Genomic DNA, 1,546 nt, shown 5'->3' on the forward strand with positions numbered 1-1,546 from the left:
AGCTGATTCTCGGCGTCCAGTGTGTACTGTACTAAGCTCTCCGCGCGGTGTGAGTCCCACCCGTCGCGTCAATTCGATCCACCGGAAAGGTTTCCGCGTGCGCAGTATTCGTCAGGCTCATGATCGCACCGCCAGTTCCGCTCGATAGACGTCACACACGAAGTCCACGAGGCGGGGGTTGAGAAGCTCCGGATGGGCGAGGGTGGGGGGCATGCCCTCCACCAGCGATCTGGATGAATCCTCTGCTCTCGGGCAGCCCGTCCTCGATGGCCGTGTCGATCAGCGCGAACCCTCGAACCCTGTCGGGCCCACGCGAGCGACATGCGCAGGGGGATGAAGCCTCGCTGGGACATACCGACCACGGTTGCTTCGGTCACTCCGATCTCCAGCTATCAAACCAAGAGTTGGCTACGTTGGCGGTGGGAACACACTGCACCGCGGCACCCCGATGACCCCAGCGCGGGAAGCGCAGGATCACCGGTGCCGGATGCCGAACCATGGAAGAAGCGGATCGGGCTCTCCGAGAGCCCATCATCGCCTGTCGAGATCTTCAGGTCGCGCCAACTATCCCACCGACACTAGGGGCGTACGCAAGATGTACGGGGCGTACCTGAGCTGGTGTCTACGGAACCAGAAACAGCCCGCCTCAGAGCACGCCTTCTGGGCAGCCATGAGCACCCAGGGATACAACAGGAATGACGACACTGCCGGCAAGGAAAACCAGCGCAAGGGACTGCTGTCGTGCCTGTCCTGGCGTCAACAGTGGCAGGGCGCTGCTATTCAACCTGCAAATTATCAGCAGCAGACCTCAGCATCCTCGCCCCTTCTACGAACTTGTGATGGCCAGATCGTGTGACTCCTGCTCCGGCACGATGATAGGAACGATTTGTACCAGGACGGCCATGGCAACTCGTTCGACGAGGGTTTGGGTGACGATGGCCAGCGGGGCGATGCTCTGTGCGGGCGGCAGTGCCAGGGCCAACGGGAGAACGACGAGCGAGTTGCGGGTGGAGAACATGGCGGCCCTGGTGCTCGGAACGTCGAGATGGGCAGCCCGTCCTGCCATTCTTCCTATGAGGACGGCGATGACGACGAAGGCGACGTAGAGGGGAACGACGCCGGTGAGATTGATGATCCGGGAGCCCACTGCTGCGATCTGGGATCCGATGACGATCGCGAGGGCGCCCATCATCAAGGGCAGATCATGGCCGGCCATGATCTTTTCTATCGCTTGACCTGCAAGGTACAGACGGGCGATAGCCTGCACCAGGGCAGCCGAAGCCAAGGGCAGGACTATCAGCAGGAGGAACACCTTGAGGAACGGGCCGGCGTCGATCACCCTGACAACATCACTACCGGCGAAGAGGACAGGATAGACCGGGAGCATGAGGATCTGCACCAACATCAGCAGGGGGGTTGCCGCAAGCAGGCGGGCGCTGGCGCCGCCCGCGCGGCTTCGCTTCCTTCGCCACTCGGCCGGGGTGAGACTGAGGATGTACTCAGGTGTCCCCGTGCGGAATGGATATGAGTCCAGTTGTTCGTTCTG

Annotated in this window: 1 pseudogene; it reads right to left on the bottom strand. The window is 61.8% G+C overall.

What is annotated here, in order from left to right:
* Window positions 1–826: 826 nt before the first annotated feature.
* Window positions 827–1,546: pseudogene (locus tag BMX78_RS23240) on the bottom strand (hypothetical protein); the annotation flags it as partial.

This window comes from Arthrobacter sp. OV608 (assembly GCA_900110595.1).
Taxonomy (GTDB): domain Bacteria; phylum Actinomycetota; class Actinomycetes; order Actinomycetales; family Micrococcaceae; genus Arthrobacter.